This is a genomic window from Xanthobacter aminoxidans, from assembly GCF_023571765.1.
Classification (GTDB): Bacteria; Pseudomonadota; Alphaproteobacteria; order Rhizobiales; family Xanthobacteraceae; genus Xanthobacter; species Xanthobacter aminoxidans.
Genome location: NZ_JAMJXC010000004.1, coordinates 404,918 through 430,136 on the forward strand (window position 1 = coordinate 404,918; position 25,219 = coordinate 430,136).

Consider the following 25,219-nt stretch of genomic DNA (forward strand, 5'->3'; position numbering starts at 1 on the left):
AGCCGGAAGGGGACTTCAGCATAATTCGCCGTCGCACCGGAAGCCTCGCGGGCGAAGACGGCATTAGAGGGGCGAGGCGGTGCGCCGGACGCCCTCAGAAATCGCGGGAGATGAACAGCAGCACCTGTTGCGCCCCCACCGAAGATTGCGCCGGCGAGAAGGGCGTTAGCCTGTAGTTCGTCGCGGCATTGGAATTGTAATCGTATTGCAGGGCAACGGTGAATTGCTTCACGGGCGTGAAGGCCAGGTAGCCGCCGACATTGAGGTTCGTGCCACCGGATGCGCCGTATGAGGCCTGCACGCCAGTATTGTTGAAGTCGTAGGCTGCATAGCCTCCGAAAAGGGCCGAACTCCAATGCTCGTTCCAATTGTGCAGGAACGAGGCCGTGGCGCTCCAGCCGGACACCTTGTGCACCTCGCCGAAGGCGCCGAGGAAGGCGTCCGGCGGGTCGTAGGCCCCGGATGGATCCTGCAGCCCCAGATAAGAGGTGGCGCCCTTCGCGTATGCCGCCTGGAGATAGAGCGTGTCGCCCTCGCCGAACGCGGGCAGGTTGAACATGGCGCCCGCCTGAAGCGCATAGCCCCAGCCGCCGTTCACCGTGGCGAGGGGCGTATCCAGCGTGGTCGCGCTGACCTGATGCAAGGCGCCGGACAGCTGGAGGGTGCCCCACGACGCCTGTGATTTCAGGTTGGCCACCACGTCCGGAGCCCCCACCCCGGCCTGGTAGTCAGCCGGGCCGAAGAGGCTGGGGCTGCGGGCAAGAATGCCGCTCTGGCGGTCCGCCGCGTCTTCCAGGGCGAGGCTCGTGCTGAGGCTCCGCGAGAGCTCGTAGGTGTAGGCGATCAGGTTCAGGCGGGTATCGTCGCCAATGGTGGCGGCGTCGGTGCCGAACACGTTGGCGTTGCCGTAGAAATCGAAGACGGACTGGGTGTGGCCGACGGTGAAGCCGGCGAACTGCACGTAGATGTCGCGCAGGTCGAGCTGGGCGGATTTGTTCCCGGTCGGTGTGTTCGGGCCATCGGACCAAGGGTCGGACGTGCGCCACTGGTAGCGGGTTTCGAAATAGCTTCGAACGACACCATATTCGGTGTCGGTACGGGTATCGATGATGACGGCGCCCGTGGCGATCGAATATGTCTTGTCGTAATTCGGCGGGTAGGCGGAATAGGTGTTGTAATAACCCTCGACCCAAAGGTATCCGCCGATGCGCAGGCAGGTGTCCGTGCCCGGGATGAAGAAAAACCCCGGCCCCTGTGCCGTGCACGCCCTCACGCGGCCGTCGGTTGCAGGGGGCGAGAGCAAGTCGGCGGCCGCCGCCTGCCCCTGCGCCCAACCGGCAACGATCCCGCCGACCGCTCCGAGAAGGATCAGGCAGGGGAGACGGCGCATTACGATGGCGCGGGCGACCGGCATCGATCCCTCTCGCGGTACTCACAAGCGGCCAGCAGCCGGCTCAACGTGCGCAGACGCGCAAATCCGCCATTGCCACCTCTAGATGGCACTCACGGAACAACTCGCGCGGTCGGCGCTGGAAGCGGCAAAATGAAAACACCGCGCCGCGATCCGCTCAAGCGCAGCATAACGTCAAGTAGATTCGAGCGATGCCGAAATCATGCGGGCGCCAGAACTTGGTGGCGCGGCTGGCAAATCAACGCGCACTGTAGGGCGCGACCTGGTCTCGAACAAACGTCGTACTGGCTTACGCAGACGAAAAACTCCTGCAGGGTGCAGGAGTGCAGACAAAGAAAAACCCCGGTGGTTGCCCACCGGGGTTCTTCGTCCGATCGCGAAGGATCAGAAGTTGCGCTGCACGCGGATGCCGCCCGACACGATGTCGGTGGAACCGCCAACCAGCGAGCCCTGAGCCTTGCCGGCAGCATTGACCGAAGCGTAGTTGTTGAGCGGCACGGAGCCGTCAACCTTGGTGTACAGAACTTCGGCGCCGATATCGAGGTTCTTAACAGGCGACCAGATGGTGTTGAAACCCACCTGCCACATGTTGAAGTCCTGGGCGGCGACGATGTTGGTCGGCACCGAGTAGGACAGGTAGCCAGCGTAGATCGCCGACCGCAGGCCGGGGGTCCAGTAGTGGCGGAACTGACCCTGGACGGCCCAGCCGGTGGTGAGCGCGGGCTGACCGAAGAGGTCGGCCACGGCGTCGGCCACGGTGTAGAAGGCGCCCGACGGGATCAGCGAGCCACCAACCTGGGTCAGGCTGATGGAGCCGACCGAGGTGGAACGACCCTGCGCGGTGCCGGACAGGCCGATGTAGGACGCAGCGCCCTGCTCGTAGTTGGCCTGCAGGTAGAGGCTGTCGCCGGCGGCAAGCATCGGGAGCTTGAACTCGGCGCTGCCGCCGAGAGCCCAGCCCCACTGGCTGGTGGTGCCCATGCCCGGGAAGAAGCCGGCATAGAGCGGCAGCTCGGTCACGACCTGATGCAGAGCACCAGACAGCTGAACCATGCCCCAGGCGCCATCATAGCGCAGGTTCGCGACGATGTCGGGAGCCTGCTGACCGCCCTGGTAGTTGGTGTAGGTCAGGCCGGTCGCGCCGGTCGTGACGTTGAACACCGGCTGGAAGGTCGAACCGGTCATCTGCACGCCGGTCGTGCGGTTCGCGGCATCTTCAACCGACAGGGTCGCCGAGAAGCCGTTGCCGAACTGCGCGGTGTAGGCCAGCATCGTGGTCCACATGTTCGAACCCGCATACGGGGTGGTCAGCATGTAGCCAACGCCCGTATCGAAGAACGACTGGGTGTAACCGAACGTGAAGCCCGAGAACTGGATGAAGGCGCGCTCGAAGTACGGGTTGTTCGCAGGACCGACGCCAGCGCCCGAAGACGAGTTCCACTCGATGCCGAAGCGCACGTAGGAGCGGAGCGTGCCGTAATCGGTCTGGGTGCGGGCATCGATGTCCATGACGCCGCGGACGCGGGTCAGGTAATCCGGATCATCACCGTCCTTGAAGGGATAGGCGAAAGTGCCAGCGCCGGGACCGTTGAAGTAGGTGCCGGTGTTGGAGGAGATGGCCGGGTTGAAGGTGCCGACGGAGTTCACATAAGTATCGAAGCGGGCGTAGCCGCCGATCTTGATGCAGGTGTCGGTGCCGGGGATGTAGAAGTAGCCCGCGCCGTAGGCAGAGCAGACCTTCACGTATTCAACCGGCTTTGCCTTGACAGGCAGGTCGGCGGCCTGGGCTCCAGCGACCGCGACGAGACCCGCCGCGCTGCCGAGGAGAAGGCTCTTCACCATCTTCATCGTGACCTCCAAGTTTGGTTCCGAGGGAGCGAGTTCCGCTTCGCCGGTGCGGCTGCACCCCGAGAGGGTTCTTGCCCCGATTCCCATTCCGCGTTCAGACCCCCCGAACGCGGACCGGTCGACCGGGGACTGCCCCCCTTCGTCGCAAAGCCAACATACAAAAGGCCAACCTGTGATCAATCCAAACCACGCCGTTCACGGCCTCGCGAGGGTGCTTTTCCAGCGGGTGTTGCAGGAATGGCACGCTGGGTGATGGCCTACCTTGATACCAAACCCCGGACTGGGGGCTGTGGGGGATGATTAGGGTTAAGCCATTGATAAAAATTGTGTATTTTTGCAACACTCGGCTCTGCGACGTGCTTGAACTGGACCATTGAGGCTGCCCGTTCTCTCCGGCCGGGGCACCCACCATGGTGCCGCCGTCTTGGGCCGCCGAGCCGGCTCCGGACCCTCGCACGGCCCCGGTCGTGGTGACGACGGAAGGGGCCGGTGCCCTGCGATTGCGGCAACCGTTTTCGCCGCCGAACCATACCGTGCAAGGGTTTCCCTTATGGCAGCCTGGCTCGAATCGCGACGCCCGGTTCGCCCAGCCCTTCAGCGGTGGGCGAAGTGCCGGGCGCCGGCCACGCACAGCACCACCACACCGGTGGCGGCGAACATGGGCCACGCGATGCTCTCCCCGAGTACCGCAGCCGCCAGCATCAGCCCGAGGAAGGGCTGCAGCAGCTGCAACTGCCCGACCCCGGCGATTCCGCCCAGTGCGAGGCCGCGATACCAGAAGACGAATCCCACCAGCATGCTGAACACCGAGACGTAGGCGAGGCCCGCCCAGGCCGGCAGCCCGATTCCCGCCCAGCCATCGGGACGGACCGTCAGGGCGATCGCCGCCATGAATGGCAGCGCGAGCAGCAGCGCCCATGAGATGACCTGCCAGCCGCCCAGGCGCCGCGACAGCGTCGCGCCCTCGGCATAGCCGAGCCCGCAGAGCACGACGGCACCGATCATCAGCAGGTCTCCCGACAGGGAACCGTCCGCGCTGCGTGACAGGGCAAAGCCCGCCACGGTCGCCGCTCCGACGCAGGAGAACAGCCAGAACGCCGGCTTCGGCCGCTCGCCGCCGCGGACCACGCCAAAGATGGCGGTCGCGAGCGGCAGCAGGCCGATGAAGACGATGGAGTGCGCCGCCGTGATGTGCTGCAGCGCCAGTCCGGTAAGCAGAGGAAAGCCGACCACAACGCCGATGGCGACGATGGCGAGAGAGAGAAGGTCACCCGCGGCCGGCCGCACCTGGCGATGTGCCGCCAGAAACACCCCGGCGATGAGCGCGGCGATGACGGCTCGCGCGGAGGTGAGGAAGAGCGGCGAGAAGTCGGCGACGGCAAGCCGCGTCGCGGGCAACGAGCCGCTGAAGATGACGACGCCGAGAAATCCGCTGCCCCAGCCGGCTGCATTGCGTTCCATGGTGCCTCGCTTTCGCGGCCCGCGATACGCCCGCGCCGGTGGCGGAGACAGCCACACTCACATACAATTCTGCCAAACTGTATGAGTCCACGGAGCCAAACAGTGGCCTTGCCAAAGCTCGCCACGACGCGCACCGAGGCCCTGATGGCGGAGATTTGGGGCCGCATCGCAGGCGGCGCCCTTACGCCCGGCGATCGGCTGCCGTCGGTCCGCCGCTTCGCCACGGCGATGGGCGTCTCTCCTTCCACGGTGGTGGAGGCCTATGACCGGCTGGAAGCGGAAGGTGTCATCCGCGCGCGCCGAGGCTCGGGCTTCTACGTGACGGGCGCGGGCCTGCCACCGCGCGATCCGCCGCTGATGGCGCTGGGCCAGGCGGATGCGCCGCGCGCGCCCGATATCGACCCCTTCTGGGTGTCGAAGCAGTCGCTCGATGCCGGCCCGTCCGTGCTCAAGCCCGGCTGCGGCTGGCTGCCGGACGACTGGATGCCCGTCGGCGCCCTGCGGAAGGGTCTGCGAACGCTCGCCCGCGCAGACGGCGCGCTGCTCACGGAATATGGCAGCACGCGCGGCCCACTTGCGCTGCGCCGGCTGCTGCTCGGGCGGTTCGCCGAGGAGGGTATCGGTGCAACGCTCGACCAGGTGATGCTCACCGGTTCGGGCACGCAGGCCATCGATCTCGTCTGCCGGCTGCTGCTGCGGCCGGGCGATGCCGTACTGGTGGACGATCCCTGCTATTTCAATTTCCATGCGCTGCTGCGCGCCCACTCTGTCCGTGTCATCGGCGTGCCCATGACGCCCGCGGGGCCGGATCTTGCCGCCTTCGAGCAGGTCCTCGCGGACGAATCCCCCCGCCTCTACATCACCAACTCCGCGCTCCAGAACCCGACCGGCGCCACCCTCTCCCCCCAGACGGCCCATCGTGTCCTGACCCTCGCGCAGGCGCGCGGGCTCACCATCGTAGAAGACGACATCTTCGCCGATTTCGAGCCGGCCCCCTCCCCGCGCCTCGCCATCCTCGACGGGCTGAGCCGGGTGATCCGCATCGGCAGCTTCTCCAAGACCCTCTCCTCTGCCATCCGCTGCGGCTACATCGCGGCACGGCCGGAGTGGATCGAGGCATTGAGCGACCTGCAGATAGCCACCAGCTTTGGCGCCGTCAGTCCCGTGGCGGGCGAGCTGGTGGCGGGCATCCTGACCGGCGGCGGCTATCGCAAGCACATGGAGGAGGTGCGTCACCGCCTGACGCGCGCCCGGCTGGCGGCGGCCGAACAACTCGGCCGGCTCGGCATTGTCCCGTGGCTGATGCCGCGTGGCGGCTTCTATCTCTGGTGCCGCCTGCCGGAGGGGCTTGAGTCCGCGATGATCGCGGCACGCTGCCGGGGAGAAGGGGTGATCCTCGCCCCCGGCAACGTCTTCAGCGTGGCCCAGACCGCCGGCGCCTTCCTGCGCTTCAACGTAGCGCAGATGAGCGATCCGCGTGTTCTCGCGTCCCTGGCCCGGGCCATGGGGTGAGCCGGGCGCGCCTACATCTCCTCGTTCAGGGCATAGACGCGCAGACGGTGCCCGTCCGGATCGAGCGCGACGAAGCTTCGGCCGAATTCGAGGTCGATGGGCGGCAGGGCGATCGCCGCGCCCCTGGCCAGCCATTCGGCGTGCCTCGCATCGACCGCTTCGGGCGCATCCACCTTGAAGCCGATTTCACAGCCTCCGCCGGCGGCGATCGGCGCAGGCATCACGCCGCTGCGTCCCCACAGGCCGAGGCCCAGACCGGACGGAAGGATGAACATGGCGAAGGTCGGGCTTGCCTCGACGGGCTGCGTTCCAAGGAGAGTCGCATAGAAGGCGGCGCTCGCCGACGCATCGGCGACGTAGAGGAGAATGTTGTTCTTGCTGGCCATTTGCGGGTTCCTGTCGTGATGGACAGGCCAGACCCTAATGCTCACTGCTGCCAGTTTCCGGCAGTATCACGCGTCCGGGCGGCCCTTTTTCTGCGCGATCCGCCATTGCTTCAACAGCGCCTGACGGCGCGCGGGATAGCGCTCCTCCAGCAGGTCCGCGACGGCAATGCGGTCGGTGCGGAAGGAGCGGAAGTCCTGGCGCAGCTCGCACCACCCCAGCAGCACGCGCACATGGTCGAAGAAGGCCAGCGCGAACGGCCAGACGACACGCTGCGACGGCGCACCGGAACCGTCGCGATAGGACATCGACAGCTTGCGTTCCGTCCTGATCGCCTTTCTCAGAACCGCAGGATCGATTGCATCGGCTGGAATATCCGCACCCGGGGCGATCAGCAGGGACGACGCGTCCAGTTCGTCCCGCAGGTCAGGCGGCAGCACGGCGGCGATGCGCGCCAGCGCGCTCAGGGCCGCATCGCGCAGGTGGCCGTCCGCCCGCTCCGCCACCCAGCGGGAGCCGAGGACGAGCGCCTCGATCTCCTCTGTAGGAAACATAAGCGGCGGCAGGAAGAAGCCCGGCTTCAGGACATAGCCGACGCCGGGCTCTCCCTCGATGGTTGCGCCCTGCGCCTGGAGGCTGGCGATGTCGCGGTAGAGGGTGCGGATGCTGACGCCGACCTCATCCGCCAGAACCTTGCCGCTCACCGGGCGACGATGGCGCCTCAAAGCGTGGAGGAGGTCGAGGAGGCGTTCCGAACGGGACATGCCCGCAAGTCTACACCGCCTGCTGCTGCCAGAAAGTGGCAGGTTGGCCATGCCGGCCCCAACGCGCAAAGCGCTGTGGATCCGCCATCAAATTTCACCATGGCCGAGGGCATTTTTGTGCCGAGGGTCCATCGCTGGCTCACGGCATCGGTCAATCTGGCACATTCTTTTGAGCCAATTCTGGACCTATCGATTAGCCGTAGAGCTGTCATGGTCTGAGCCAGAAAAAGATCCGAACGTCGAATGACGTCGAACCTTCCTTCCGACCAGAGGGGTCTGGACCATGAGTTTCGATCGCTTCGCCTTCACCAGAAGGCAGGGCCTGAAAGCCGTACTCGCGTCCGCAGCCGGAGGAGCCCTGGGTGCATTCGGGCGTCTTGATGCCGCGCAGGCACAGACCCGCGCCGAGACCCTGCGCCATGTGCTCGCCGGCACGGTGAACACCCTGGACCCGACCACGCCGGGCGCCACGCGCGAATCCTTCGGCCTCTCCACCGCCGTGTATGATCGCCTGGCCTCCTATGGCCGCAAGCAGGTCAACGGCTCCTGGGTCTTCGACTTCGACAACATCCGCGGCGAGCTGGCGGAGAAGATCGACCGCTCGGCCGACGGGCGCACCTTCACCTTCCACCTGCGCAAGGGTGCCACCTGGCACGATGGCGCACCGGTCACGGCCGAGGACGTGAAATGGTCGCTTGATCGCGCTGTTTCCGCCAAGTCCCTCGCGGCAGGGCAGATCGCCACCGGCTCGCTGACGAAGCCGGAGCAGTTCAAGGTGGTCGGCGAGGGTGTTGTCGAGGTCTCCCTCGAGCGGCCCGACCGGCTCGCGCTCGCCAATCTCGCGGTGCCGCTCTCGCCCATGTTCAACAGCACGCTGGCGCGCCGCAACGCCACTGCGGATGATCCGTGGGCGCAGAACTGGCTCAAGGAAAACACCGCCGGCGGCGGCGCCTATATGGTGGAGCAGTACAAGTCCGGCCAGCAGACCATCCTGAAGCGCAACGAGGCGTGGAAGAATGGTGCCGGCGGCGCGCTGCCCTACTTCAAGCGGGTGATCGCCCAGACCGTCCCGGAAGCCGCCACCCGCGCGAACCTTCTTGAGCGCGGCGACGCGGACATCGCCATCGATCTCCAGTCCAGCGACATCAGCGCGCTGGAGGCCCGCGGCAAGATCAAGCTGGTGGCGACGCCGCAGATCAACGGCTTCACCGCCATCGTGTTCAACACGCGCATGGCGCCGTTCGACAATCCCAAGGTGCGGGCCGCGGTTGCGGCAGCGCTGCCCTACGAGGCCATGTTCGAGGCCGCCCTGTTCCGCCGGGGCCGCCCCCTGTTCGGCGCCACGTGGACCGACGCGCCCAACGGCGCCTTCCCCCAGCCCCTGCCCTTCAGGACCGACGCCGCCAAGGCCAAGGCACTGCTGGCGGAAGCCGGCTTCCCTGACGGGTTCAAGACCACCTTCTCGTTCTCGGCGGGCGTCGCCGCCGTCGCCGAGCCCATGGCCACGCTGATCCGCGAAGCCCTCGGCGCCATCGGCGTGGATGTCTCCATCCAGAAGCTGCCCCCCGCCCAGATGGCCAGCATGGAAGTGGAGCGGCGGGTGCCGTTCTTCATTTCGGCCGGGACGGCCTGGCTGCCGGCGCCGGACTATTTCCTGCGCAACTATTTCACCGGCGACCACCGCTGGAACTTCAGCGGCTTCTCCAACCCGAAACTGGACGCGCTGGCCCAGGCCGCGCGCTTCGAGGCCGACGCGGCCGCCTATGAGGCGACCTGTCGCCAGATGGTCGATATCGTGGCCCGCGACGTGCCCATGATCATGGTCTGGCAGCCCAACCAGGACGCGGTGATGGCGCCGGTCATCGACGGCTACACCTACTGGTTCCATGGGCAGGTGGATTACCGAGACCTGCGCAGGGCCTGAGGGCATGTCCACGCTGCTCAACATCGGTCGCAGGGTGGGGAGGCATCTTCTCGCCTCCCTGCCGGCGCTCTTCGGGGTGGTCCTGTTCACCTTCCTGCTGATGCGCGTGCTGCCGGGTGACCCGGCGGCGTTCTTCGCCTCCGGGCCGAATGCCGGACAGGCCGAGATGGCCCAGATCCGCGAGACGATGGGCCTCGACCGGCCCATTCCCGAGCAGTTCCTGCGCTATGTGGGCGATCTGGCCCGCGGCAATCTCGGCCAGTCCATGACCACCGGCCAGCCGGTGATGGCCGATCTCGCCGAGCGCATGCCCGCCTCGCTGGAGCTGACGCTGTTTGCGCTGGTGCTGGCTTTGGCGCTGGCGCTTCCGCTCGGCATCGTCGCGGCGCTGCGGCCGAACTCGCTCATCGATCACGGGGTGCGCTTCCTCTGCACCCTCGGCGTGTGCGTGCCGACCTTCGTCACCGGCCTGCTGCTGATCTACGTCTTCTACTATCTGCTCGGCCTCGCGCCGGACCCGACGGGGCGCATCGATATCTTCGCGGCCCCGCCGCCGGGGATCACCGGCTTTCTGCTGGTCGACTTCCTCCTGGTGGGGGATCTGGCGGGCTGGAAGGCGGCCTTCGGGCAGTTGATCCTGCCGGCCTGCACCATGGCACTTTTCGTCCTTGCGCCGCTGGCGCGCATGACACGGGCCTCGCTGCTGGCGGTGCTCGGCTCGGACTTCATCCGCACCGCGCGCTCGGTGGGCATGTCGGACTGGCGGGTGGTCGTGGTCTATGCGCTCAGGAACGCCCTGCTGCCGGTGCTGACCATCATCGGCATCGTCTTTTCCACCATGCTCGGCGCCAACGTGCTGGTCGAAAAAGTGTTTTCCTGGCCGGGCATCGGCTCCTATGCGCTCGACGCGCTGCTGGCCTCGGACTATGCGCCGGTGCAGGGCTTCGTGCTGCTCATCGCGGTCATCTTCGTGATGGTCAATCTCACCATCGATGTCCTCTACGGCATCGTCGATCCGCGGATCTCCCTGAAATGAGCGCCACGCTTCGCCATGCCGGATGGGTGCTGCGCGGCAACCCGGTGACGGCCGGCGCGGCGGCGGGCGCCCTGATGCTCGTCACCATCGCCATCCTCGCGCCGTGGATCACCCCTTATGATCCCATCGCCTCCAACGTCCCCGCCGCGCTCCAGCCGCCCTCCGCGGCCCATTGGGCGGGCACCGACCAATTGGGCCGTGACATCTTCAGCCGCCTGATCGCCGCGACGCGGCTCGATCTCGGCATCGCCGTCTCCGCGGTGCTCCTGTCGTTCGTGGCAGGTGCCACCATCGGCGCCCTGTGCGGCTATGCCGGCGGCCGCATCGACCGGTATGTCGGGCGTCTGGTGGACGTTCTGATGGCCTTTCCCCTGTTCGTCCTGGCCATGGCGCTGGTGGCCGCGCTCGGCAACCGGGTGGAAAACATCGTCATCGCCACCGCCCTCATCAACCTGCCCTTCTACATCCGCTTCGCCCGCGCCGAGGTGAACGTGCGCCGCCATGCCGGCTGGGTGGAGGCCGCCCGTGCCGGCGGAGAAAGCCACGTCACCATCGTGCTCGCCTATCTGCTGCCCAACATCCTGCCGGCCATGGCGGTGCAGATTTCGCTCAATCTCGGCTGGGCCATCCTGAACGCGGCGGGCCTGTCCTTCCTCGGCCTCGGCGTGCAGGCCCCGACCCCGGAATGGGGGATCATGGTGGCCGAAGGCGCCCGCTTCATCGGCAACGGCCAATGGTGGCTGGTGGCCTTTCCCGGCCTTGCGCTGATGCTGGCCGTGCTGTGCTTCAACCTGCTCGGTGACGGCCTGCGCGACATCCTCGATCCGAGGATGCGCACGTGAGCAGCCCCCTCCTCGACATCCAGAACCTGCACGTCGCCTTCAGCACCCGCGAGGGACTGGTGGAAGCGGTGCGCGGCATCGACCTCAAGCTCGCGCCGGGCGGCACGCTCGCGGTGGTGGGCGAGAGCGGCTCTGGCAAATCGGTCACCGCCTATGCGGTGACGCAGCTCCTAGATCGGGCCGCGCGCATCCCCAAGGGGCGCATCCTGTTCCGGGGCGAGGACATCACCCGCGCCGACCCGGCGCGCATGAAGGCGCTGCGCGGGGCCGCCATCTCCATGGTGTTCCAGAGCCCGCGCACCGCCCTCAACCCCATCCGCTCCATCGGCCTGCAGGTCATGGACGCGATCGCCGCCCATGAAAACCTGCCCAAGGCGGTGCTGCGGGCCCGCGCGCTGGAGCTGCTGGAAGCGGTACGCATCCGCGATGCGGACAAGCGGTTCGACGCCTATCCGGCGGAGCTGTCGGGGGGCATGTGCCAGCGGGTGATGATCGCCATGGCCATCGCCTGCAACCCCTCCCTGCTCATCGCCGACGAGCCGACCACGGGCCTCGATGTCACCACCCAGAAGACGGTGATGGATCTCATCGCCGGGCTCACCGCAGAGCGCGGCATGGCGCTCGTCCTCATCACCCACGATCTGGGGCTGGCCGCCAGCTATTGTCGGGATGTGATGGTGATGCAGCAGGGCCGCGTGGTCGAAGCCGCCCCCGCCGTCGACATCTTCCGACATCCCTCCCATCCCTATACCCGCAGGCTGGTGGCCGCCTCCCCCACGCCGACCTCCACCGTCGAAGAACTGGTGGGCGAAGCACCACGCGCCCCGCGCGCGACCCCGAGGGACCCCCGCGACGCACGGGTGCTGCTCGATGTCTCGAACATCGTGAAGCGCTTCGACAGCACGCTGGCGGTGGAGGATGTCTCCCTCACCCTGAAAGCCGGCGAGAGTCTCGGCCTGGTGGGCGAATCCGGCTCGGGCAAGAGCACCCTGTCGCGCATCGTCTGCCGCCTCGCCGATGCGGACGGCGGACGGATCATGTTCGATGGGGTGGACATCGGCGCCATCCCTCTGCGGACGTTCCACGACTCCCCCTGGCGGCGCGAGATCCAGATCGTGTTCCAGGACCCGCACGAGAGCCTCAATCCCCGCTTCACCGCCTTCGAATGCATCGCCCGGCCGGTGCGGCGCCTCGCCAAGCTCACCGACGCCGCGCAGGTGAAGCGGCGGGTGGAAGAGGTGGCCGAACGCTGCGGCCTGTCGCGCGACCTGCTGACGCGCTTTCCCCATCAGCTGTCCGGCGGCCAGAAGGCCCGCATCGGCATCGCCCGCGCCATTGCGGTTGAGCCGCGCCTCTTGGTGCTGGACGAGCCCACGGCGGCCCTCGACGTTTCCGTTCAGGCGGTGGTGCTGAAACTGCTCGACGATCTGCGGCATGACGAAGGGCTCTCGTTCCTCTTCGTCAGCCACGACCTCAACGTGGTGCGGATGATGTGCGAGCGCACCATCGTCATGCGTCACGGGCGCATCGTTGAAGAGGGGGAAAGCCACGCCCTCTTCCGCAATCCGCAGGCCGCCTACACCCGCGACCTGCTCGGCGCCATCCCCCATTTCGAACCCGTGCAGACCGCCACCGCCTGAGGCCGTGGCGAGGCAGGAGAGAACCGACGTGACGACGAGGCTATGGGACATCGGCACAGACATCGGCGGCACCTTCACCGATATCATCGCCGTCAGGCCCGACACCAATGAGACGCGGATCGCCAAGGTTCCTTCCCGACCCGACGCGCCCGTCACCGCTATGCTGGAAGCCCTGGCGGCGGTAGGCGTGGCGCCGGAGGCGGTGCGCCGCTTCGTCCATGGCACCACCCGTGTCACCAATGCGCTGGTGGAGGAGCGGCTGCCACGGGTGGCGCTGGTGGCGACGGCCGGCTTCGAGGACGTGCTGGAAATCGCCCGCTATCGTCGCGAGGAACTCTACCGCCTCGACATCCGGCCCAAGGCGCTGCCGCTGGTGCCGGCGAGCCTGTGCTTCGGCATCCGCGAGCGCCTCGACCCCACCGGCAAGGTGATCGAGGCCCTGGACGCGGCCGAGATCGAGCGCCTCAAGGCGTGGCTCGTGGAGAACAAGGTGGAGAGCGTCGCGATCTGCCTGCTGCATTCCTATGCCAACCCGGAGCATGAAAAGCAGATCGCGGCGGCCATCGAAGGCGTGGTTCCCCACGTCTGCGTGTCGCACGAGATCAATCCCGAGGCGCGCGAGTACGAGCGTGCCTCCTCCACGGCCTTCAACGCGGCGGCCATGCCCATCGCCGTGGAATATCTCACCGAGCTGGAGCGCCGCCTGCCCATCGGCGCGGGCTTGCAGGTGTTCCATTCGGCCGGCGCCATGGTGCCCGTGCCGGCGGTCAAGCGCCGGCCGCTGGTGATGGCCATGTCCGGGCCCGCCGCCGGCGTGTCCGCCTCCGCCCGCATCGCCCGCACCCTCGACCGGCCGCGCGTGCTCACCTTCGACATGGGCGGCACCACCACCGACGTCTGCCTGATCGTCGATGGCGCCGCCGAGATGACCGACACCCGCATGATGGGCGGCCGCCCCCTGCGCCAGCCCATGCTCGCGGTGCATTCCATCGGCGCCGGCGGCGGCTCCATCGTTACGCTTGGACCGGGCGGCCTTGCGGTCGGGCCGAAGAGCGCGGGCTCCATGCCCGGGCCGGCCTGCTACGGGCGCGGCGGCGACCGGCCCACCATCACCGACGCCAATGCAGTGCTGGGCTATCTCGATCCCGAGGCGCGGCTCGGCGACACCATCCAGATCGACGTGGAGGCGGCGCGGCGGGTCATCGCGCCCATCGCCGCCGAACTGGGCTTGGGCATCACCGAGACCGCGTTGGGCATCGTCAAGGTGGCGGGCGCCGCCATGGCGCGGGCCTTGCGGCGCGTGACGGTCGAGCGGGGCGTGGACGGGCGCGACTGCACCCTGCTCGCGTTCGGCGGCGGCGGCCCCATGCATGCGGCGGGGCTCGCCGACATGTACGGCCTCTCGGAAATCATCGTGCCGGCCGCGTCCAGCGCGTTCTCGGCGCTCGGCTGCCTGACGGCCGACTTCTCCTTCCTCCAGCAAGGCACGGTGCGGATGCCGCTCGCCGACTTCCCGCATGCGGCCTTCGCGGCGCGGGTCGCGGAGCTGTCGGGCGAAGCGACCGGGCCGCTGCTGGCCAACGGCATCGCGCGGGAGGAGATCGCCGTGGAGCATGTGGCGCTGATGCGCTACAGCGCCCAGAGCGACAGCATTCCCATCCCCTTCGCCATGCCGCTGGACCTTGCACGGCTCGAGGCGGACTTCCATCGCCGCCACCGCGACCTGTTCGGCTACGCGACGGACGAAGCGTGCGTCATCGAAGCCCTCCGCATCCAGGCGCTGAAGCCCTCGTCGGTTCCCTTCTCGCGTCCGGACGTGGGCCGCGCGCAGGGGACGGCGCGCACACGCCTGTGCGTGTTCGACGCCTCCGGCCCCGTCGAGACGTCCATCCTGCCGCGCGAGACCTTGTCCGGCGCGGTCCATGGCCCGGCCATCATCGAGGATGCGTGGTCCACCGTGGTGGTGCCGCCCGGCTGGCAGGTTCGCCCCGACGATCTCGGCAATCTCTTCATGACGCGGAGCGCAGCATGAGCACCCTGGACCCCTTCGTCGTCGAGGTGATCCGCCACGGCCTTTCGGCAGCGGCGGAAGAGATGAGCCTCGTCATGACCCGCTCCGCGCGCTCGCCGCTGCTGCGGGAGGCCGGGGATCTTTCGTCCGCCATCATGGATGCGGCCGGCGGGCTCGTGGGACAGGGCCGGGACATCCCCATCCATCTCGGCGCCATGTGCTACACGGTCCCGGAACTCCTGAAGGTGTATCCAGCCGCGACCATGCGGGAGGGCGATGCCATCGTCTACAACGTGGGCGCGCTCGGCGGAAATCACCTCAACGACGTGAAGGTCGCCCGCCCCGTGTTCGTGGACGGCCGGCTGGTGGCGTTTGCTCTCAGCCTTGCCCATTGGCCTGATGTGGGCGGCACCTGGCCGGGCAGCTATCTGGCGAAGGCGGTGGACACCTTCCAGGAGGCCATCCGCATTCCGCCGCTGCTGATCGCCAACACGGACGGCGTCAACCGCCCGGTGCTCGACTTCATCCTCGCCAATGTCCGCGACCCGGTGTCGTGCGAGGGCGACCTGCTGGCGCAGCTCGCTGCCACCAGCGCGGCCGAGCGGCGCATCCACGAAATGTGCGCGCAGCACGGCACCGACACCTTCGTCGCCGCGATGGCGCGCCTCCACGACCTCTCCGAAGCCGAGATGCGGGCGGCCATCGCCGACCTGCCGGACGGCACCTATGAGGGCGAGGATTTCCTCGATGACGGCGGGCCGGACGACGCCCCCTCGCGCATCCATGTGCGCATCGAGATTCGCGGCGACGAGGCCACGTTCGACCTCTCCGGCTCCGCCGACCGCGTCGCCACCTTCTGCAACACCACGCCCTTCATCGCCCGCTCCGCCGTGGTCTACGCGGCGCGCATCCTGAGCGGGCGGGACATGCAGCAGAATGCCGGCGCCCTGCGACCGCTCACCATTCTCACCCGGCCGGGCTCCATCCTGGAGCCGGGCTGGAAGGCGGCGGTGGCGGCCGGCAACCACGAGACCTCCATGCGGGTCGTGGATGCGGTGTTCCGGGCCATGGAGAACGTCATCCCCGAACGTCTTTCGGCGGGTGGCCCCGCCACCTCCGGCCTCCTCGCCTTCGCCGAGCCCCTGCCGGACGAGAGCTGGCGGATGCTCTACGAGGTCCATGGCGGCGGCGAAGGTGCGCGGCACGACCGCGATGGGGCGCCGGCCACGCGCGTGCACCTCGCCAACACCTCCAACACTCCGGCCGAGGTGATCGAGGCCAACTACGCCATCCGCGTGGAACGCCAGTCCATCCGCCGGGGCGCCGGCGGAAAGGGACGGCACGTGGGCGGCGACGGCATTGTGCGCAGCTACCGGGTGCTGGCGCCCTCCATGTGGTTGACCACCTGCGTGGAGCGCACGAAGATTCCGCCCTATGGCCTGCAAGGGGGAGAAGCGGGCGCGCCCTATGTCATCACCCTCGAGCGCGGCGGGGTCGTCTCGGCCCTGCCGGGCAAAGCCAACCTTCTGCTTGAGGCGGGCGATCTCGTCACCATAGAGGGATGCGGCGGGGGAGGATTCGGGGAGCCCCCGCCTTCGAGCTGAGGAGCGCGTAACGGTGCCGAGCCAACCCAGGGAACGCCGCGCCGCCGGGCCTGCTGCCGCCGGGCGTCGCATTTCCATGGCGGGGCTCGGGCTGGACCGGAGTTCCGACCTGCCGCTCTACCAGCAGGTCGCCGCCCATCTGCGCAATCAGGTCCTGGACGGCCGGCTCAAGGCCGGCACGCGGCTGGCGGGGTCGCGTACGCTCGCGGAGGAGCTGGGGTGCTCGCGCGCCATCGTGCTCACCGCGTTCGACCTCCTGTATTCGGAAGGCTACCTGCGCTCGGTGCCGCGTGGCGGCGTCGAGGTCGCGGCCGTGGCCAAGTCCTCGGGTGCGGCCGTGCCGGTCGCCGAAGCCGGGGTCGATGGCGACTGGCTGTCGGACGCGTGGCTGGCCGTGCTGGAGACCGGCTACGAGTTCGACCTCGGTTCGCCCTTCAGCCCCGGCGCCCCGGACCTCTCCACCTTCCCGTTCGAGGTCTGGTCACGCATGCTGCGCCAGAGCTGGGCGAACCCGCCCGCCTCGGCCTGCATCGACATGTCGCCGCTCGGCTGGGGACCGCTGCGCGAGGCGACGGCGGAATATCTCGGCGCGGTGCGCGGCCTCTTGTGCCAGCCGGATGAGGTGGTCATCACCTCCGCCAGCTCCGGCGCGCTCAACCTGTGCAGCCGGATGCTGCTCAATCCCGGCGACGAGGTGTGGGTGGAGGAACCCGGCTTCATCGAGGCCCGCTGGAGCCTGAAGGCTGCGGGCGCGAAGCTGGTGCCCGTACCCGTGGACGACAAGGGGCTGGTGGTGGAGGAAGGCATCCGCCGCGCGCCCAACGCCAAGGTGGCCGTGGTGACGCCCTCGCACCAGTTTCCCCTCGGCGTGCCCATGGCGCTGGAGCGGCGGCAGGCGCTGCTGGAATGGGCCAACCGGCAGGGCAGCTGGATCATTGAGGACGACTACAATTCGGAATTCCGCCACCGCGGCAGCATGACGGCCTCCCTCAAGTCGCTCGATCGCTCAGGGCGGGTGGTCTATCTCGGGACGTTTTCCAAGGTCATGCTGCCGAGCCTGCGCATGGGCTATCTGGTGGCGAGCCCGCGCTTTGTCGACGCCTTCGGCCGGGGGCGCGCGCGGGTGGACGTGCATCCCGCAGGTACGGCCCAGCTCGCCCTGGTGCGGTTCCTGCGCGAAGGCCACCTGCTGCGCTACCTCAGACGCATGCGCAAGGTCTACGGGGAACGGCAGAAGGCGGTGATCGACGCTGTCGATGCGCTGCTGGGCGACAAGGTGGAAATCGCCTCGCTCCCCGCCGGCCTGCACCTGACGGCACAGTTCCGTCCGGGCCTTGCGGACCGCATCAGCGACACGGACATTTCGCGCCGCAGCCTCGGGACCGGTCATTTCGTCCAGCCCCTCTCCCAATGCTACGTGGGGCCGGCGGACCGTCAGGGCCTCATCATCGGCTATGGACGGCTCCCCAAGGAGGAGGCGTTCTCCAAGCTCTCCGCCGTCGCCGCTCTCTTTCCGGCCTAGGATTCTGGCTCACCGATTATCCCTGAAACTGGAGCTGTCGCGATCCAGCGCCCCTTCCTAGGTTCGCTCCCATGACGGGTAAGGAACGCGCAATGAGCAGGCTGCTTCGGACGGGTCTTAACGCTGGCTCAGCCGCGCCGCTGGTGGTGGGGGGCGAGGGCGTCTATTTCCACCTCAGCGACGGACGTAAGGTTCTCGACGGCAGCAATACCGGCGGCCCTCTGGGCCATGGCCATCCGCGCATGGCGGCTGCGCTGCGCGAGGCCGCCACTCTGCCGATGGTGAGCGAGGGCTGGAACTGGCGCGGACGGGACGCCGCCGCCGAGCGTCTCTTCGAGGTGGGTCTGAGCGAAGAGGCGCATTGGGCGGGCGCGGTCCGCTTCTGCCTGAGCGGCAGCGAGGCCAACGACCTCGCCCTCTCCCTCTCGCAGGCCCTGACGGGAAGAAAGGCCATCGCCACCCGCGAGCGCGCCTATCACGGCCTTGTCGGCCTGAGCCGCGACGTCACGGTGCAGCCGCACTGGCATGGCGGCCTCGCCGCTCCGGGCGAGACCAAGGTGCCCCCGCCCGGCGCCCAGGTGCACGTACTGCCCGCCCCCGACGGCGCGCTCTATCTCGCCGATGCCACCCCGTCTGCGGGCTCTACGGCCGAACGCCTCGCGGGCGAGGCCGGCAAGCTGGCCCAGTCGGCCGCCGTGATCATCGACTACACCCAGGGCGGCTTCTACCATGACGCCGCCTACCAGGATGCGATGGCCGAACTGGCACGCCGCAACGGCGCGCTCTGGATCGCCGACGAAGTGGTGACGGGCCTCGGCCGCGCCGGCCGCACCTTCGCCTTCACCGGAGGCCAGAGCCGGCCGGATATCGTGACGCTGGGCAAGGGCCTCGGCGGCGGCATGGCGCCGGTTGCGGCCATCATCCTCTCCAAGGATGTGCTGGCCGAGCTGGACGGCAAGAGCTGGCAGAATTACGGCACCTTGCGCGGCCATCCCATGGCCATGGCTGCCGTGTCCGCCTATCTGGACATCCTTGTGGAGGAAGACCTGCTGGCCCGCGTCGCGGCGCTGGAGACGCTCTTCGCCCGACGCCTGCGCGAGATCGCCGGCCGCCATCCCAGCGTCGCGCGGGTTGCCGGACAGGGGCTCCACTGGACCATCGAACTGTTCGGCCCCGACTGGCGCGACTGGCGGGCCGACACGGTTGAGGCTCCCATCGCCTCTCGGGTCGCGGCGGGCGCGCTCGCCCAAGGCGCGGTGATCGGCACCAGCGGTGAGCAGGTGTCCCTCTTCCTCGCGCCGCCCCTCATCATCTCGGAGCAGGAAGCCGAGACGCTTCTTGGCATCCTCGATGAAAACCTCTGCCTCGCGGATCGCGAGCACAACATGACAATGGAAGGCGCTCGGGGATGAACGAGATCGAGAACATTCTTGCCACGGTGCAGGGCTATTTCGACGCGCTTTACTTCGGCAGCGTCGAAGGCTTCCGGAAGGCGTTTCATCCGCAGGCGCAGCTCTTCTCGTCCGAGGGTGGGAACACCGCAGCGCTGGGTATGGACGCCTATATGGAGCGGGTGGCGGGACGAGCCGCCCCGGCCTCCCGCAACGACCCGCGCCATGACGAGGTGATCGCCGTGACGCTGACCAGCCCCTCCACCGCCCATGTACGGGTGCGCGACGCCCTCCTGCCCAACCGCTTCGTCGATGACCTGCTGCTGGTGAAGTATGCCGACGGCTGGAAGATCGTCTGCAAGGCCTGGGCGTACGACCCGCTCGCCAGCGCGTAGGACGGACGAGAGGGGGCGGCACCCGTTCGATGCCGGCGTGATGCGGTGAGCCGCGTCGATCCCGCGCCAGGTCGAGGCGTTCGCAGGGCCGCCCCCACACCATCTTCAAGATTGAATCGCCGGCGGAGCTGATGCTCCCGCCGGCGCATCTGTTGTTGATCGGGGATGTACGCGGCTCGGCTCACGCCCACACGCGCTGCTGCAGACGGTCAAGGACAAGCTTCTGCCGCTGCAACAACACCCGACGGGCGATATCCCTGCGCATATGCCCGCGAGAGCTGCCTCCCTCGACTTGGGGCGCCCGCTCTCCAATCTTGCTTCCCTGACAGAAGCCCGTAGCGCGGTTGCTCGTCCGCTCGCTCAGGCCGAGCGTCGAGGGCGCCGAGGGCGCCGAGCAAAGCCGTCACCCCGGATTTACTGAGCAATCCGCCATGCTCCGCCCCGGCGCATCCGCATTCACGGCGGGTGCGCCGGCCCGGACCATCCATGCGCATTCGCCCTGGGCGTCGAATTGCCGAGGGCGAGGTGCGAATCATGGGAACGGGATTTCAGCCGCCAGCATCGGTGGATCAAGCAAAAGCCAGTGCCGACGCGGGGAATGAAATGGCGGGCCGCGTCCGATAGTGATGATCACTACGTTTTCGCTATAGCACTATGAAATCGCTCGCCGCCCCATGTTGCGCGCGAGATCGAACGAATTGCGCAGCGTGTGGCTTTGATTGTATGGGGACCACCTCAAGTCGGACGACGCGAAATTCAACATGACTTTCGTATTTTCGATATGGCATTTCGCGTTCGCGGTTGCTGGCGTGCGAGGGTACGTGCTTTCCCATGCAGCCATGACTTTTCAAACCGCGACGCAATGCATGTTCGGACGCAGCGCGGCTTCGGCGATCGCGGCCGCGTCAGCGGCATCATTCTTCTGCCGCTTCACAAAGGGCTTCACGTAGATCGGCGGAACCAGCCGCACGTGGCGTCCAAGGCCTTGAGCGACGCGGCCCCAATAATGGCTCGTTGCGCAGGCCTCCATCGCCACGATGCAAGGCGGCTGCGCGCTCAACAGTTGGATCAGCTTCGCGCGGGACACCGTCCGGTTGAACAGAACCGCCCCGCCCCGATCCGTGCCGCAGACCTGGAAACTCCGCTTGGCCAGGTCGATCGCAAGGACATGAACATCTGGCATGTGCCCCTCCCTTGAAAGCGCCACCACGGCGCTGCCCGGACACAATACGAGCCCGCAGGAGGGGGCATCCACCCCATCAGTTCACGCCCTCCAGGCTCGGAACATCCCCTGTAACCTTACGTAAAAAAGGTGAGCCAGGACACCCACTTACCCATACATGTTATCGGCAGTGATGAGGACGGCATCCGATGCAGGATGCCGTCCTCTTTGTCTGGGGGATGGCTCAGAAATTGACCCGCAGATTGCCCTTGAGCGTGTTGCTCTGCGCATCGGAGCCGAGCACGCCGTCATAGGCGAAGCCGGCGCTGACCGCGTCGTTGAAGGCATAGCTGAGGCCCACATTGAGCGCCAGCGCATCGCGGGCGATGGGCGTGCCGGAGACCAGGAACGGGGTGGAGCCGTTCAGCCACATCACCGACGTCGTGTCCACGTCGCCGAAGGCATGCTGCCAGCCCAGCTTGAGGCTGGGGGTGAAGAGGCCGTTGCCCACCACCATGTCGGTGCTTAGCCGCGCGCCCAGGGTGGTAAGCGTGGTGCTCATGGACTGCGCCGAGCCTGAGAGTGCGGCGGCGCCGCCGGTTTCGGAGAAGGCGTCGAAGTTCTGGTTCACATAGGCCACCGCCGCGAACGGCGACACCTGAGCCGGTCCGAAAGCGAACGGACGCGAGACTTCGCCGAACACCTGGGCGGTGTTGCCGTTGTAGCTGCTACCCAGGCCGTTGGAGAAGGTGCCGAAGGCGACGTTGCGAGACGCCATAGAGCGCCAGGTCGGTGTGGCTGTTGTCGGCCTTGGAGTTGAGGCTGTCCACATGGCCATCGGACTGGCCGAAGCCGGCGGCGATGCCGAGGCGGGTGGTGTCGAACACCTTGACGTCGGCACCGGCGATGAAGCCGCTCTGGGTCCAGCCCAGGGAGGCGAGGCCGTCGCCGGAGGCATTGCCCCAGCCGCCGTAGCCGGTGGCCCACACGGCGACGTTCAGGCTCGACGAGAGCTTGGCGGTGGCCTTGTCGGGCTTGGGCCCGGTGGCGTCGTCCAGGCGCTCGTTGATGGCGGCGCGCACCTGGCGGGCGTCATCGAAGGTCTGGGCGGCGGTGGAGGCATAGACCTCGCCGGTCATCTGGCTGAGGGCGGCGGCCAATGCCGTCGGGGCCAGGCTGTAGAGGCTGTTGAACAGCCCGGCATTGGCTCCGGTCAGAGCAATGCCGGCCACCGGGCGAATGCTGTCCACCGCGCTGCCGAGCGCGCTGGCATTGGCGGTGGTGGCCAGGCCGTTGGCCGCCAGGTTGCCGTACCACAGCGGGGTGACCACCAGCGCCAGGCTGGTGGGGCCGTAGAGGGCATCGAAGCGGGTGGAGGCGGGCAGGCCGCTCGCCGGCTGGGCCAGGCCGGCGAAGGAGCCGGAGAGGCCGGCGCTGCTCTGGATCACCGTGAAGCTGGTGCCCAGCGGCGGGGTGTAGCTGTTGGTTGCGCTGCCGGTGATGCCGCGCAGGGTGGGCGCCAGGGTTCCGGCCACGGTGACTGTGCCGTTGGTGCCGGTGGTGACGAGGCGGGAATAATTGCCCGCGCCGGTTCCGGTGCCGGTGCCGTCGATGTCGGTCTGGAAGGTGGAGGTGCTGGCGAGCGTCACCGGCCCGTTGACGGTGAGGGTGCCGGGCGAGTTGCCCGGCGCCAGCCGCCCGGCCACCACCAGCGGGCCGGAGAGGGTGCCGGAGCCGCGCAGGGTGCCCGAGGTGCCGATGGCCAGCGTCGAGGAGAAGGCGCCGTTCACCGACAGCAGGCCGCCGGTGACGGTGGTGAGGCCGGTATAGGAGTTGTTGCCGGTGAGGGTGAGGGTGCCGGCACCGGCCTTGGTGAGGCTGGTGCGGCTGGCGCCATCGACGATCTGTCCGGCATAGCTGGCGGAGCTGCCGTCTGTGCCTACCGTGAGCTGGCCATTGCCAATAACGGCGGTGGCTGTGGTGCCGGTGAGCGATCCGACCGTCAGGGCGGTGCCGCCGAGATCGATGGCGCCGTTATTGCTTAGGCGGGTGATGCCTGTGGTGCTGCCGGTGAGGGCGACGGCTGCGCCGGAGGCATTGCTCACCGTTCCGGCGAGCACGCCGGCGGCCTGGACAAAGCCGGTATTGCTGAGCCCGCCGGCAATGGTGCCGGTGGTGATCAGGGTGCCGGCATTGGTGACGCCGCCGGCCAGGGTTCCTGCGTTGGTGAGGGTGGTTCCTGCCAAGGTGACGACCGGGGCGATGAGGCTCGCGGTTTCGGTAAGCTGGAGGCCGCCGCCGGCGAGGGTCGCCTGGCCGGTGAAGCTGTGGGTGGCGGTGAAAACCAGGGTTCCTGCCCCGAGCTTGGCGAGGCCGCCGGTGCCGGAAAGGGACTGGTTCAGGGTGAAGGTATTGTCCAGGCTGGCAATATCGAAGCCGCCGCCGCCGTTGCCCCAGGTGATGGCCCGGCCGGTGGTGGTGAAGCTGGTGCCGGTGACCTGGAGGATGCCGCCGTCAAAGGTAAGGCCCCCCGCCGCCGCGCCGAGGTTGGCGTCACGGGCCACCGACAGAATACCCCCAGCGAATGTGGTGCCGCCGGAATAGCTATTGGTTCCGGTGAGCGTGAGAATGCCGTCTCCGGCCTTAATCAGGCTGCCGCGGGTAGGGACATCGGCGAAAGCCGCGACGCGCGTGGTCTCCACCTGAATCTCGGTCTGCCACTCGGGGGTGAGTGTCGGATCATGGGCGGCCTTGCGGGCTGCCCATGCGGCCGCCGCTGCGTCATTCTCCTGCTTGCGCTGGATGAGGGCGTCCTCGGAGATGTTGTTGGACCAGGTATCGCGGGTGCCGGCCGGGAGGTTCGCGGCGACTGAGCCAAGAAATTGCCCTGGGCCATTCATGGCCTTATTGAGATCGATCACGCCCCAACCCCAGACGGCGTTGGGAGCATTGGGATTGGCATCCGCCACGCCGGCGACCACGTTGCGGTGATAGGCCGTGGTGAGCAGGACATCGCGGGCCTGCTGGTTGGTCATATAGGGAAATCGCTCCATGATCAGGGCCAGCGCGCCAGTGGCATGGGGCGCGGCCATGGAGGTGCCGTTCACTGTTGTGTAGCCGGTCTGCTTGTTTGGATTGATAGCCCATTCACCGAGATTCCATCGAGCGCCTGGCGCATAGGTAGGAACCGTACTGTTGATAGCGCTGCCTGGTGCGACAACGTACCAATATTTGGCGACGCCGGCTCGATTTGAATAGCTCGCGAGGACAAGATCTCCGGGATTTAGGCCGCCATTGCCCCCCTTAGCAGCTGCGCCTACGGCAAGCCAATTGCTCTCAAGATCCGGTCTGAAATAAGGTAGCGAAGATCTAACGTTTGGGTTGCTGTATCCGGTGTTTCCCGCCGCAAATACCTGAATAATATTGTATTGTTTTGTGGTCTCGGAAAGCGCGTCGACGTAGCTGAGCTTGCCAGAAAATTTAGAATAAGCTGTGCGTAAGCCTTGGATGGTGTTGTAATTGTCTCCAGTAGGCGGGCTGCCCCAAGAGGAATTAATCACACGTGCGCCGGCCGCCGCTAGGCTACCATAAGCGTTTTTGAAGTAGGCATAATCAACGTTCGTTCCGTATCGTGCCGAGTCGTTCGTTTGTGTGTTGGTGACGTAGACATTGGCATTGAACGCCACGCCTTGCATGCCGACGCCGTCTCGGGAGGCCCCGATCGTCCCTGTGACGTGTGTCCCGTGTGGATCGTTGTAGATGGGGCTGTACGTTCCCGGAGCGGTATAAGAATCACCCGCCTTGAAGAAGCTTGGTTGTGGCGACTGATTCTGCGGCTTTCCGGACCCGTCCATAAAATAGAAGCCGTCCGATCCGAAGGTCCCGGTGATGGTGAGCGGCTTGACGCGGCCATCGGCGAATTCCGGGTGGGCACTATAGACACCTGAATCAACAACACCCACCGTCACACCCAGGCCGGTGTAGCCCGCCGCATAGGCGTTGGCGGCGTGCATGGCTTCCAAGCCCCAATCGGCCTTGTATTCCGGCGTGCGCCAACTCGCGGGATCGGCGGTGGACAGACTCTGCGCCAAGGCGTTATGCGACACCGACGCGCCGAGCGCGGCCAGCCCTAGGGTCCAGACTCATAACCAGTAGCTGACGGTTGCCGCGATGCTGACTGCTGCAAGGAAGTTGATGGCGAGGCGGTCATATCGTGTGGCGATGCGCCGGAAGTCTTTCAGGCGGCAGAACATGCGCTCGATGGCGTTTCGGTCGCGGTAGAGCACGGGAGAGAAGCAGTTCTTCCAGAGCC

At 67.3% G+C, this 25,219-nt stretch carries 17 protein-coding genes and 2 pseudogenes; 10 read left to right on the plus strand and 9 right to left on the minus strand.

Going from position 1 to position 25,219, the window contains the following annotated elements:
- Window positions 1–94 precede the first annotated feature (94 nt).
- The 3 genes from EJ105_RS09620 to EJ105_RS09630 form a co-directional block, all read right to left on the minus strand.
- Window positions 95–1,414 (minus strand): porin, encoded by a 1,320-nt coding sequence (locus EJ105_RS09620; RefSeq protein WP_250166140.1) that lies wholly within the window; start codon window positions 1,412–1,414, stop codon window positions 95–97.
- Window positions 1,415–1,795: 381 nt separating this feature from the next.
- Window positions 1,796–3,259 (minus strand): porin, encoded by a 1,464-nt coding sequence (locus EJ105_RS09625; RefSeq protein WP_250166141.1) that lies wholly within the window; start codon window positions 3,257–3,259, stop codon window positions 1,796–1,798.
- A 594-nt stretch (window positions 3,260–3,853) separates the two neighbouring features.
- Window positions 3,854–4,720, minus strand: coding sequence for a DMT family transporter (locus EJ105_RS09630; protein ID WP_250166142.1), 867 nt, complete (start codon window positions 4,718–4,720; stop codon window positions 3,854–3,856).
- Window positions 4,721–4,864: 144 nt separating this feature from the next.
- Between EJ105_RS09630 and EJ105_RS09635 the strand changes: the two genes are divergently transcribed.
- Window positions 4,865–6,232, plus strand: coding sequence for an aminotransferase-like domain-containing protein (locus tag EJ105_RS09635; protein ID WP_250166159.1), 1,368 nt, complete (start codon window positions 4,865–4,867; stop codon window positions 6,230–6,232).
- Window positions 6,233–6,243: 11 nt separating this feature from the next.
- Here EJ105_RS09635 and EJ105_RS09640 read toward each other — a convergent pair whose 3' ends face one another.
- Together EJ105_RS09640 and EJ105_RS09645 are read right to left on the minus strand one after the other, a co-directional pair.
- Entirely contained in the window at window positions 6,244–6,618 is a 375-nt protein-coding gene (locus tag EJ105_RS09640; RefSeq protein ID WP_250166143.1) for a VOC family protein, read from the minus strand.
- Between the two features lie 66 nt (window positions 6,619–6,684).
- The gene (locus EJ105_RS09645; RefSeq protein WP_250166160.1) at window positions 6,685–7,380 is read right to left on the minus strand and encodes a helix-turn-helix transcriptional regulator; all 696 of its coding nucleotides are present in this window, start codon (window positions 7,378–7,380) and stop codon (window positions 6,685–6,687) included.
- A gap of 283 nt (window positions 7,381–7,663) precedes the next feature.
- Here EJ105_RS09645 and EJ105_RS09650 point away from each other — a divergent pair, with 283 nt between their 5' ends.
- From EJ105_RS09650 to EJ105_RS09690, 9 genes are all read left to right on the plus strand, one after another.
- The gene (locus tag EJ105_RS09650) at window positions 7,664–9,304 is read left to right on the plus strand and encodes an ABC transporter substrate-binding protein (protein WP_250166144.1); all 1,641 of its coding nucleotides are present in this window, start codon (window positions 7,664–7,666) and stop codon (window positions 9,302–9,304) included.
- A 4-nt stretch (window positions 9,305–9,308) separates the two neighbouring features.
- Window positions 9,309–10,340 carry an ABC transporter permease gene (locus EJ105_RS09655; RefSeq protein WP_029558145.1) on the plus strand — a complete coding sequence of 344 codons (1,032 nt, stop codon included), beginning with the start codon at window positions 9,309–9,311 and terminating at the stop codon, window positions 10,338–10,340.
- Entirely contained in the window at window positions 10,337–11,182 is an 846-nt protein-coding gene (locus EJ105_RS09660) for an ABC transporter permease (RefSeq protein WP_029558144.1), read from the plus strand. Before EJ105_RS09655 ends, EJ105_RS09660 begins: the two co-directional genes overlap by 4 nt.
- Entirely contained in the window at window positions 11,179–12,822 is a 1,644-nt protein-coding gene (locus tag EJ105_RS09665; RefSeq protein ID WP_250166145.1) for a dipeptide ABC transporter ATP-binding protein, read from the plus strand. The genes EJ105_RS09660 and EJ105_RS09665 overlap by 4 nt, the downstream gene beginning before the upstream one ends.
- 28 nt (window positions 12,823–12,850) lie before the next feature.
- Window positions 12,851–14,854 (plus strand): hydantoinase/oxoprolinase family protein, encoded by a 2,004-nt coding sequence (locus EJ105_RS09670; RefSeq protein WP_250166146.1) that lies wholly within the window; start codon window positions 12,851–12,853, stop codon window positions 14,852–14,854.
- Window positions 14,851–16,437, plus strand: a complete 1,587-nt coding sequence (locus EJ105_RS09675) for a hydantoinase B/oxoprolinase family protein (protein WP_029558141.1) — start codon at window positions 14,851–14,853, stop codon at window positions 16,435–16,437. Before EJ105_RS09670 ends, EJ105_RS09675 begins: the two co-directional genes overlap by 4 nt.
- 13 nt (window positions 16,438–16,450) lie before the next feature.
- On the plus strand, window positions 16,451–17,959 hold the full coding sequence (gene pdxR / locus EJ105_RS09680) for a MocR-like pyridoxine biosynthesis transcription factor PdxR (RefSeq protein ID WP_197023018.1): 1,509 nt from the start codon (window positions 16,451–16,453) through the stop codon (window positions 17,957–17,959).
- 92 nt (window positions 17,960–18,051) lie between these two features.
- Complete coding sequence (locus tag EJ105_RS09685) at window positions 18,052–19,371, plus strand: class-III pyridoxal-phosphate-dependent aminotransferase (protein ID WP_250166147.1); 1,320 nt, start codon at window positions 18,052–18,054, stop codon at window positions 19,369–19,371.
- Window positions 19,368–19,745 (plus strand): nuclear transport factor 2 family protein, encoded by a 378-nt coding sequence (locus EJ105_RS09690; RefSeq protein WP_029558138.1) that lies wholly within the window; start codon window positions 19,368–19,370, stop codon window positions 19,743–19,745. Before EJ105_RS09685 ends, EJ105_RS09690 begins: the two co-directional genes overlap by 4 nt.
- 850 nt (window positions 19,746–20,595) lie before the next feature.
- Here the strand turns inward: EJ105_RS09690 and EJ105_RS09695 are convergent.
- The 4 genes and pseudogenes from EJ105_RS09695 to EJ105_RS09710 form a co-directional block, all read right to left on the minus strand.
- A pseudogene (locus EJ105_RS09695) lies at window positions 20,596–20,928 on the minus strand (IS110 family transposase); the annotation flags it as partial.
- A gap of 223 nt (window positions 20,929–21,151) precedes the next feature.
- The gene (locus EJ105_RS09700; RefSeq protein ID WP_063112050.1) at window positions 21,152–21,685 is read right to left on the minus strand and encodes an autotransporter outer membrane beta-barrel domain-containing protein; all 534 of its coding nucleotides are present in this window, start codon (window positions 21,683–21,685) and stop codon (window positions 21,152–21,154) included.
- A complete protein-coding gene (locus EJ105_RS09705) occupies window positions 21,636–24,920 on the minus strand; it encodes a S8 family serine peptidase (protein WP_082772844.1) in 3,285 nt (1,094 codons plus the stop codon). Before EJ105_RS09705 ends, EJ105_RS09700 begins: the two co-directional genes overlap by 50 nt.
- A 129-nt stretch (window positions 24,921–25,049) precedes the next feature.
- A pseudogene (locus EJ105_RS09710) lies at window positions 25,050–25,219 on the minus strand (IS5/IS1182 family transposase); the annotation flags it as partial.

Excerpts from the sequence above, each read along its gene's own strand:
- EJ105_RS09620 (WP_250166140.1), bottom strand. The coding sequence starts at position 1,414 with ATGCCGGTCGCCCGCGCCATCGTAATGCGCCGTCTCCCCTGCCTGATC.
- EJ105_RS09625 (WP_250166141.1), bottom strand. The coding sequence starts at position 3,259 with ATGAAGATGGTGAAGAGCCTTCTCCTCGGCAGCGCGGCGGGTCTCGTC.
- EJ105_RS09630 (WP_250166142.1), bottom strand. The coding sequence starts at position 4,720 with ATGGAACGCAATGCAGCCGGCTGGGGCAGCGGATTTCTCGGCGTCGTC.
- EJ105_RS09635 (WP_250166159.1), top strand. The coding sequence starts at position 4,865 with ATGGCGGAGATTTGGGGCCGCATCGCAGGCGGCGCCCTTACGCCCGGC.
- EJ105_RS09640 (WP_250166143.1), bottom strand. The coding sequence starts at position 6,618 with ATGGCCAGCAAGAACAACATTCTCCTCTACGTCGCCGATGCGTCGGCG.
- EJ105_RS09645 (WP_250166160.1), bottom strand. The coding sequence starts at position 7,380 with ATGTCCCGTTCGGAACGCCTCCTCGACCTCCTCCACGCTTTGAGGCGC.
- EJ105_RS09650 (WP_250166144.1), top strand. The coding sequence starts at position 7,664 with ATGAGTTTCGATCGCTTCGCCTTCACCAGAAGGCAGGGCCTGAAAGCC.
- EJ105_RS09655 (WP_029558145.1), top strand. The coding sequence starts at position 9,309 with ATGTCCACGCTGCTCAACATCGGTCGCAGGGTGGGGAGGCATCTTCTC.
- EJ105_RS09660 (WP_029558144.1), top strand. The coding sequence starts at position 10,337 with ATGAGCGCCACGCTTCGCCATGCCGGATGGGTGCTGCGCGGCAACCCG.
- EJ105_RS09675 (WP_029558141.1), top strand. The coding sequence starts at position 14,851 with ATGAGCACCCTGGACCCCTTCGTCGTCGAGGTGATCCGCCACGGCCTT.
- EJ105_RS09685 (WP_250166147.1), top strand. The coding sequence starts at position 18,052 with ATGAGCAGGCTGCTTCGGACGGGTCTTAACGCTGGCTCAGCCGCGCCG.
- EJ105_RS09690 (WP_029558138.1), top strand. The coding sequence starts at position 19,368 with ATGAACGAGATCGAGAACATTCTTGCCACGGTGCAGGGCTATTTCGAC.
- EJ105_RS09700 (WP_063112050.1), bottom strand. The coding sequence starts at position 21,685 with ATGGCGTCTCGCAACGTCGCCTTCGGCACCTTCTCCAACGGCCTGGGT.
- EJ105_RS09705 (WP_082772844.1), bottom strand. The coding sequence starts at position 24,920 with ATGCACGCCGCCAACGCCTATGCGGCGGGCTACACCGGCCTGGGTGTG.